Source organism: Peribacillus sp. SIMBA_075 (genome assembly GCF_046534585.1).
The window spans coordinates 1-298 of record NZ_JAWRYN010000364.1 but is presented as its reverse complement, the minus strand read 5'-3'; the positions used below and the strand labels follow the sequence as shown (position 1 = coordinate 298).

At 54.0% G+C, this 298-nt stretch carries 1 protein-coding gene; it reads right to left on the bottom strand.

Annotation, left to right across the window (positions count from 1 at the left end; translation table 11 throughout):
* Positions 1-297: ZIP family transporter (locus SB775_RS28600; protein WP_486360712.1), on the bottom strand; the 297-nt coding region annotated here is incomplete at its 3' end.
* Position 298 lies beyond the last annotated feature (1 nt).

Here is a 298-nt window from a genome sequence, read left to right as displayed (position 1 = left end):
CCCCATCTGCGGCAGGATACGGTCAAGAACCGCCATAAATACCATCCCGCCGAAAAAGCCGGCGAGCGTCAGCCAGTAGCCAGCCGTCTCCCCTTGTGCTGCTGTCAGTGCGTCTTTCGCTTTAAAGAAGATTTCGATCATCGAGACATAGATCATGACCCCAGCCGAAAAACCGAGCGACACAGACAGAAACTTCGTATTGGTGCGGGAAGCGAAGAATGCGATCAAACTGCCGATCCCGGTCGCAAGCCCCGCGAAAAGCGTCAAGCCAAGGGCAAATAAAACCGTACTGTCCATA